Consider the following 8594-nt stretch of genomic DNA (forward strand, 5'->3'; position numbering starts at 1 on the left):
ATGTAAGTAGTTGGTAGTGAATAGTTAAAGGAGAAGGATTAGGAGGTGATAAACGAGAAGAAAAACGAAAATAAAACAAAGGACAATGAGATGTGTCCTGAAAATTGTTTTTTGGTATTGTGTGTTATTTTTGTATTTTTGCACCGAAATAAAAGAAGAAGCTATATGAAAAGAATTTTTTTAAGTACAATTTTGTTGTCATTTATCATTACTAGCTGTAAGAAAGATAATGACACATTTGTAGAAGACCAAAAAAACGAAGAACCACAACAAACTCTTGTAACCGATGGGGTAGTTGGAGGACGTTACCAGTTTTCTTCCTCAGAGAGTTTATCTAAAATGATGGGGGAATTGAGAAATGATGAAGAACTTTTAGAAAAAAAGATGAAAGAACTTTATTTAAAAGGATTTCGTCCTAAATATCCTATAGGGGATATAGAAAATGACCCTGAACTCATAAAACTTTATGAAGGAAGACCAGATACGGTTGATGATGAAACAGAAGAGGAGAAAGAGGAAGAAAATATGATTTCTGACCCTCTTTTAGCTTCTTTTATTGATGAAAATAATGAAATAGTTGTAAAAGACACTTTATACAAGTTTACTACAAGAGGAGTTTTTTCTTCTCATCTAAAGGATTCTCTTAAACTTAAAAACTATCTAAAAGATCGTCAACCTCAACTTTCAGCTGAGGAATTATTAAAACTTCGGGAGACTGCTTCTGGAAAACAGCAAGTAGCAGACGGGGTATACAGATTTATAGCTCCTATCTCTGAATTAGAGAGAAACAATATTAAAGAAGAGCAAAAAAGAATAGCAAACTTAACGCCAGCTAATGAATTACAACCTATTATTGATGGATTGCCTATAACAAGAGGAGATAGAAATTGGTTTCTTCATAGAATATTTGGAGAAAGTAGAGTCGCAACAGAGCATTTTGACAGAAGACATCGTGTGAAAATAGAATTTTTTAATCAAAACTACGGATTTTATAAGTCAGTAGGTATTTCAGTAAGAAATCAAACACGTCGCTTTAGGATATGGTGGGCATCAAAGGCTAATGAAGTAGTTTTAGGAATTAATTATATTTATATGACATACAAAATGCCTACAGCCCCTCTTAAAGAGTTACAAGCGGCTAAGGATGAAAATGAGTTTATTATACTTGCTTACAAAGGAGATTTTTACTTTCACGCACAAAATAATTATTTAAAATCAACTTTTAAAGTAGAGGAAGCAAAACTTCCTTTTATAAAATATAATAATGAAAAATTACTTACAATTTATATTCCAAGTGTCGCTGGGTATAAAATAGACTATGAAAAAGAGCTTTTTGTATCAGATTTATTGTCACAAAAAAATATTGCAACACTCTATAAAATGGGTTTTGATTTTCTGAGAAATATAGGTTCAAAAGATAAAGAGTTTGCTGTGGTTAGAACCCCTCAGTTTGAAGATGAAATAGAAGCAATGTATTTTGCAGAACGTTACCAAGGTGAGAATACAAATAAGAAAAAAATACATCTAAGCACTGACTATGGATTTCTTCTTACCTTTACAAGTTCTGTTGACAAGAAGGGAGGTAAATGGTATAACAATTTTGGAGTAAAACCTCCCGAATTAAGAGAATATAAGACTGTAAAATATGATTTTTACGGTATGGCAAGAGTAGGAGGTACTTGGAGAGGTGTGAGAATGGTTTATGAAAAATAAAAAGAGATTATTATGAGAAAAATAGTTTATATAATATTTTTTTTAGTACTTCCATATTTAGTAAAAGGACAAAATCTTGAAGACAAACGTTGGTTTTCACAAGCTGAGGTAAACCTTACGGTACCCAATAAAGATAAATCTATTTATTCTTTTAATACAAAGACAGCAAATATAAAAGGAAATGAAGATATTGTATTAAAAACAAAAGTAATATATTCCACGGATTTTTCTATGAATTATTTACTCTTTGAGAGATTTAGCATAGGAGCATTAACAGGGATAAATCATTTCAGAAATCCTATTGCTACAGCTTTAAAATTAGGAGGTGTCATACGATATGAGCTTATTGAAGACTCTTTTGGGTATGTCTTTGCTCAGTTTTCTGGTTTTTTTCCTTTACATAACGTAAAAATTTCAACAGGAGAGGCAAAGATAGGATTGAGTATACCTCTTCTTGTTGAAGAATCATACAGTGTCGGGGTTATTCTACACGCTTCTTATACAAGTTTTACCCCTGCTAAACCCTTATTTGCTGATGAAACACCGGACTTAGTAGAGTATCGCGGAGTCGGTTTTGGCTTTGGGATACGGTTTTAAAACTTAATAATTATAGAATGAAAGAAATACTTTATATAATACCTTTTTTTGCTGTGGGATTGGCTACGGCACAGGAAAATATGGAAAGCACATCGGTTATAGGAAATGTAAGCACGGAAACTATAACGCAAGTAGTGCCTGAGAAAGAAAGTAGGTGGTTTTATCAAGGGGAATTAAGTTTTACTTTTCCTCGAAATGGTGGCGCAAAATACTCTTATAGCTGGTTAAACTCTCGTACGAATTTGTATGAAGGCAATGAGGCATTACTAAATGAGAAGCCTATTATCTCAAGTGATTTTACAGTAAATTACCGCTTGTTTAGGATATTGAGTGTAGGAGCGGTAGGCGGTTTTACACATTTTCAAAATCCTGTAGCCTCAGGATTAAAATTGGGTAGTGTAATCCGTTTGAACCCTGTGAAGAATTATCAGGGAAATATTTTTGTACAAGTAGCTGGCTTTCTGCCCTTGAGCACCTTAGTAAAGTCATCAATAGGGGAAGTGAAGGTAGGGCTGTCCATTCCGTTTTTAGTGAGAAATAAGTATAGTATGTTTTTATCGGCTTATACTTCTTACACGAGTTTTGATGTAGCAGAACCTCTTTTTTGGAGTGAGACTCCTGAGATGATGGAGTATAGAGGGATAGGATTTAGCTTTGGAGTGCGGTTTTGATAGTAGAAGAAGCTATCGTGTTAAAATTATCAATGGTTAATTGCTAATTGTGAATTGTTTTGTATCTTTGCACCCGAAATGAGTGGTTATGGCAAAACTGAAGCTATCGACAGAGTTTTTTTGCGATTATAAACTTATCGCTCTTCACACCCATTTGGAAGACTATCAGCTGGCGTATTTTTTAAATAAAACGCTACATTTGCAGTTGGCTAAGACAAAAGGAAAGGCTTGTTTGACGATGCCTTCGGGAGAACAGTTTTCTTATTATACTTGGGACGACACCTCTACGGATATTACTTGGCATTGTATAGCTAACAAACTGCAAGATACACAAGCTCCTACCGCTGTGGTTACCCTTTTTGAAGAACTGCCACAGGTGCAATATTTGGTTGAGAACGAAAAGAAGGTGGATTACTTTTTGAAGATAGATACTGAAGGGCGGCTGGATATACCGAAAATTTTAAATCGGCTTCGTGAAGTGCCCGCCACTACCGCACGAGAAATAGCAATTGATACCCTAGATAAAAAATATAAATTGATTTTTCAAGAATGTTAAATACAAAGAAAACAAAGATTGTAGCGACCTTAGGTCCAGCGACCGAGAGTCCTGAGGTAATAAGAGATATGATGGTTGCGGGGGTAAATGTATTCCGCATCAACTTCTCGCACGCCGATTACGACGATGTGCGCAACCGCGTGCAAATGATTCGCCAAATCAACGAAGAAAACGGCTTTCATACAGCTATCCTCGCTGACCTACAAGGTCCTAAATTGCGTGTGGGAGTAATGGAAGACGACGCTACGGTATACCCAGGTGACCGAGTTACTTTCGTTACCGGAGAGCCCTTCGTAGGTACTAAAGAGCGCGTGTATATGAACTACAAAGCTTTCCCAATGGACGTGAACCCAGGAGAGCGTATCTTGTTAGACGATGGGAAGCTCATCTTTGAAGTAGAATCCACCAACCGTGAAGACGAGGTAGTAGCGGTAGTAGTGCAAGGCGGTCCGCTGAAATCTAAAAAGGGCGTGAACTTGCCTAACACCAAAATATCACTCCCTGCGCTTACCGAAAAAGACGTGCGTGATGCCCTTTTTGCTATCACACAAGACGTAGACTGGTTTGCGTTATCGTTTGTGCGTCACCCTGAAGACATTCAGGATTTAAAAGACCTCATCAAAGAGAATGCAGGTCACGAAATTCCTATCATTGCCAAGATAGAAAAGCCAGAAGCCTTGGTGAATATTGATAAGATTATGGCAGCTTGTAATGGGATTATGGTTGCCCGTGGTGACCTTGGGGTAGAAATCCCTGCTGAAGAAGTACCTCTTATCCAAAAAGAATTGGTGCGCAAAGCTAAATCACACCACATTCCGGTAATCATCGCTACCCAAATGATGGAAAGTATGATTTCCAGCTTGACACCTACCCGTGCTGAGGTAAACGATGTAGGAAACTCGGTAATGGACGGTGCTGATGCGGTAATGCTTTCAGGCGAAACTTCGGTAGGAAAATACCCTGTACAGGTAATCCAACAAATGACTCGCATCATCAAGAGTGTAGAGGATTCGAATTTGATACAAGTACCACTTGTTACACCTTTTATCCGTTCGTTGCGCTATGTAACTAACACTATCTGTTTTCACGCAGCCAAGATGGCGAACGACACCAATGCCAAAGTAATTACTTCGCTTACAAACAGTGGGTATGCTGCTTTCCGCATTTCGTCGTACCGACCTAATTCGCACATTCTCATCTTTACTGCCAACAAGCGCATCCTCACCCAGTTGAACCTTTTGTGGGGGGTAACTACTTTCTACTACGACCGCTTTGTCTCTACTGATGAGCTTATTGAAGACATTAACCACATTGCCAACGAAAAAGGCTACGTGGATATGGGTGATATAATGATAAGCCTCGTATCGATGCCAATGCAAGGCAAGGGAATGGTAAACACTTTGCGCGTATCGGAAATCGACTCGTGTGCGGTGAATTTTGAGAAGAAAAAGAAGAAATAATTTTAGAGGGTTAATATTTGAGAAAGGTCGTTTGGCAAGGTGCTGAACGACTTTTCTTATTATTGGTTGCAGTACGACAGGCGATTACTTGGGCGAGCCAGACTGGTTATACGAGGCTGAAGGCTGACAACTAATTGTTAAATTGATAAATTTGCTTTATCTTTGCACCCAAAGAGGAACAGATATGCAGTTTTTTGGTGTGGGATAATAGCCGATTTGGACAATAATCTAAAGAGCTAAAACTAACGACTAATAACAAATACTATGATAAAGAAAATATTCATTTTTACGAGTCTGCTATTAGCAATGGCTTGTAGCGACAAAAAAGAGAAAGAAATAGCAGCGATTCCGATGAACTTTGATTGGATACGTCTTGATTCGCTCTTTATGAAAACTCCCGACGCAAAAATGGGTGAGTTAAGTGCACAGTATCCTTATTTTTTTACTCAGAGCGTTACTCCCGAAGAGTGGTGTGAGATACGTAAGGGTTCTATCTTCCCTGATATTCCTGCTTTTGCGAATCTGCATTATGCCGATTTGTACGGAGAAATTGAAAAGAGTGTAGGTACACTTTCTGCTGAGAAGAAAGAGATTAAGAACTTGTTTCAGCATATTAAGTACTATTTCCCCAAGTTTGAGCCACCTAAGGTAGTGATGCTCATCAGTAGGGTAGCTTATGAAACCCGAGTGATTTATGCCGATAGTCTCTTACTTATCGGTACAGATAATTACTTAGGAACTCAACACAAATACTACCAAGATATGGATAAGTACATCAGGGCTGATTTAGACAAGAAAAACCTTGTGATAGATGTAGCTGATGCTTTTGCCGATAAACTCGTACCTCGTGGCATACACCTCACTTTCTTGGACAATATGATTTACGAGGGCAAGAAGCTCTATTTAGAAAGTGAGTTATTACCCAAAAAAACACCCGCTGACCTTTTGCGGTATGACGCAAAGAAATACGCTTGGGCTGAGGCAAACGAAGCTGAGATATGGCGTTATTTTATAGAAAAAGAATTGCTGTATCAAACGGATAAGAAATTGCTCACCCGCTTTTTGTATCCAGCTCCCTTCTCTAAGTTTTACTTAGAATTAGACAACGAATCACCAGGACAAATAGGGAGATTTATAGGGTTGCGCATAGTACAAGCCTATGCCAAAAATCACAAAGAGGAATCTATGCTGAAAATTTTGGCAATGAAACCTGATGAGCTCTTTAAGCAATCGCTCTATAAACCTAATAAGAATTAAAAGTGAGTTACGCACGCAATTTAATTTAGAAATTAGCAGATTAGTAGATTAGCAAAAGTTTTGATTAGCTAACTTCTTTTTACTTTGGAGAAATGAAAATTCTAAACACACAACAAATGCGCGAAGCTGATGCGTATACTATCTCTGCTGAAGCAATCACCTCGTGGCAACTGATGGAGCGCGCCGCAACCAAACTCTTTGAGTGGATAAAAGAACACCTCCCCAAAGAGCGAACTGTTACCGTATTGGCAGGTACGGGGAACAACGGAGGAGATGGTCTCGCTTTGGCGCGTATGCTCATAGCTGACGGTTGGCAAGTGAATACTTATCTGCTTTGCTTTAGCGAACACCTATCGCCCGATTGCCAGCAGAATAAAGAACTCTTAGAAACACAAGGAATTGCGATTGCCGAAATACGAGCCGAACAAGTAAATAATATTACGTTTGGTAAGATAGTGATAGATGCTGTTTTTGGCATTGGACTCAATCGTCCAGCTCTTAAATGGATACAACAAATATTTCGGAATTTAAACGACTCTAACAGCTATATATTAAGTGTAGATATGCCCTCGGGTCTGCCTACCGAACACATTCCGTCTTCCGAGGAGGTTTGGGTACACCCTCAACAAGTGCTCACTTTTCAAGCCCCGAAATTGCCTTTCTTCCTTCCTTCCACAGGTTGCTATATCCGTAAGTGGGAAGTGCTCAACATAGGTTTAGACGAGCAATTTTTTAAGACTCTTCACCCGGATTTCTACTATCTTGAATCCGATATACAGCAATTACAACGACGACGTGCTAAATTTTCGCACAAGGGTACTTATGGGCACGCGTTGCTTGTAGGGGGAAGTTATGGTAAAATAGGGGCAGTAGTGCTTAGCGGAACAGCCGTATTGCGCGCAGGGGCAGGTCTGCTTACCGTTGCTATTCCCCAATGTGGTTATAACATACTGCAAACTGCTCTGCCCGAGGCGATGGTACTCACCTGTGACGAAGAAAAACACTATAAGACAGCAGAGATTCCTTTTACACCCTCTGCCATAGGCGTGGGTATCGGTTGGGGTACGCATCCCGAAACTGCCTCAGCACTCTTTAATCTTTTTCAACAATACCCTGATACACCTTTTGTAATAGACGCCGATGCGCTGAATATTCTCGCTCAACACCCTGAACAATTAAAAAACCTTCCAAAAAATGCAATTCTCACACCACACCCTAAGGAATTAGAGCGTCTTATAGGTAAGTGGGACGACGACCTGCACAAGCTTACCAAAGCTAAAGTCTTTGCCAAAGAGCACAAAATAATACTTCTCATCAAAGGAGCCTATACGATGATAACCGATGGAGAAAAGTATTGGATAAATTCCACTGGAAATGCAGGAATGGCAACGGCAGGTAGTGGCGATGTGCTTACTGGAATGCTTACGGGCTTACGAGCTCAGGGTTATAGTGCGGTAGAAGCTACTTGCTTAGGTGTCTTTTTACACGGTTTACAAGGTGACTGTGCAGCAAAAAAAATGGGTATGGAACGCCTTATTGCACGTGACCTTTTATAGCCTTGGCACGGTTTTTGCCCATAAGTTAGCGGTTTATCATTAAAAACTCACAAATAATGAAAAGACTTATCCTAAGTATGGCAGTAATAGCAATGTTTCTCACCAGTTGTGGCAACAGTAAAAACGCTGTAAGTTACACTCCCGCTGAGAACTATTTTGTCAATAATACTTTCCAAAATACAAAAGTAGAAACTTTAAAAATCGACTCACAAGCTGATTTTGACCGTATCTTTGGAGGTGCTACTACTATGACGGCGCGCCCCACCGCTATTGATTTCAGCAAACAGAGCGTTTTAGCTATCGTGGCTCCTGCCAGCAATAAGGAAGTAAAAATAGTGGTAAAAGCTTTAGAAACCACACTTACAGGTGGTATTTTGGTAAAATATACCATAGATGAAGGTAAAGATTTAGGCTATACTGCCCAGTCTTCTGAAATACTCATCGTAAACAAAACCGATAAAGAAGTAGAGTTTAGAGAAGTATTTTAAACAGTAGAAAAATCCCATCGCTATTATTTTATATAACAATAGGGGAGACAGTTTACATAAACTGTCTCCCCTCTCTTTTTGATTAACATCAGTCGGGTATAACCAAATACTATTTCCTCATTTATATCGCTATACTCCCCTCTTTACGACCTTATAGCTCGCACCTCCGAGTTTCTCAGAGTCTTTCCGAGACCTTCAGTAAGCCGTCTATCCTTTCTCTTACTTTTGCCTCGAAAGCCCGTTTTTAACATTTTTAGCATTATTGTATTACAGTATGAATCAACTACTTATACACC

Annotated in this window: 8 protein-coding genes; all 8 read left to right on the forward strand. The window is 38.7% G+C overall.

The window, feature by feature from the left end; translation table 11 throughout:
* The first annotated feature begins 165 nt into the window (after positions 1-165).
* The 8 genes from HMPREF9078_RS02030 to HMPREF9078_RS02065 all read left to right on the forward strand — a co-directional run bounded on the left by HMPREF9078_RS02030 (position 166) and on the right by HMPREF9078_RS02065 (position 8298).
* Positions 166-1713, forward strand: a complete 1548-nt coding sequence (locus HMPREF9078_RS02030) for a hypothetical protein (protein ID WP_009421600.1) — start codon at positions 166-168, stop codon at positions 1711-1713.
* Between the two features lie 12 nt (positions 1714-1725).
* Positions 1726-2310, forward strand: coding sequence for a hypothetical protein (locus HMPREF9078_RS02035; protein ID WP_009419064.1), 585 nt, complete (start codon positions 1726-1728; stop codon positions 2308-2310).
* A 17-nt stretch (positions 2311-2327) separates the two neighbouring features.
* Complete coding sequence (locus HMPREF9078_RS02040; RefSeq protein ID WP_009419065.1) at positions 2328-2981, forward strand: hypothetical protein; 654 nt, start codon at positions 2328-2330, stop codon at positions 2979-2981.
* A gap of 88 nt (positions 2982-3069) precedes the next feature.
* Positions 3070-3537, forward strand: a complete 468-nt coding sequence (locus HMPREF9078_RS02045) for an IPExxxVDY family protein (RefSeq protein WP_009419066.1) — start codon at positions 3070-3072, stop codon at positions 3535-3537.
* Positions 3531-4997: a pyruvate kinase gene (pyk, locus tag HMPREF9078_RS02050; protein WP_009419067.1), complete on the forward strand. Its 1467-nt coding sequence runs from the start codon at positions 3531-3533 to the stop codon at positions 4995-4997. The genes HMPREF9078_RS02045 and pyk overlap by 7 nt, the downstream gene beginning before the upstream one ends.
* Positions 4998-5261: 264 nt before the next feature.
* On the forward strand, positions 5262-6254 hold the full coding sequence (locus HMPREF9078_RS02055; RefSeq protein ID WP_009410811.1) for a hypothetical protein: 993 nt from the start codon (positions 5262-5264) through the stop codon (positions 6252-6254).
* A 92-nt stretch (positions 6255-6346) separates the two neighbouring features.
* A complete protein-coding gene (locus tag HMPREF9078_RS02060; RefSeq protein WP_009419068.1) occupies positions 6347-7810 on the forward strand; it encodes a bifunctional ADP-dependent NAD(P)H-hydrate dehydratase/NAD(P)H-hydrate epimerase in 1464 nt (487 codons plus the stop codon).
* 56 nt (positions 7811-7866) lie between these two features.
* Positions 7867-8298, forward strand: coding sequence for a hypothetical protein (locus tag HMPREF9078_RS02065; protein WP_009419069.1), 432 nt, complete (start codon positions 7867-7869; stop codon positions 8296-8298).
* Positions 8299-8594: the final 296 nt, after the last annotated feature.

The sequence above is a fragment of the Capnocytophaga sp. oral taxon 380 str. F0488 genome, from assembly GCF_000318255.2.
Classification (GTDB): domain Bacteria; phylum Bacteroidota; class Bacteroidia; order Flavobacteriales; family Flavobacteriaceae; genus Capnocytophaga; species Capnocytophaga ochracea.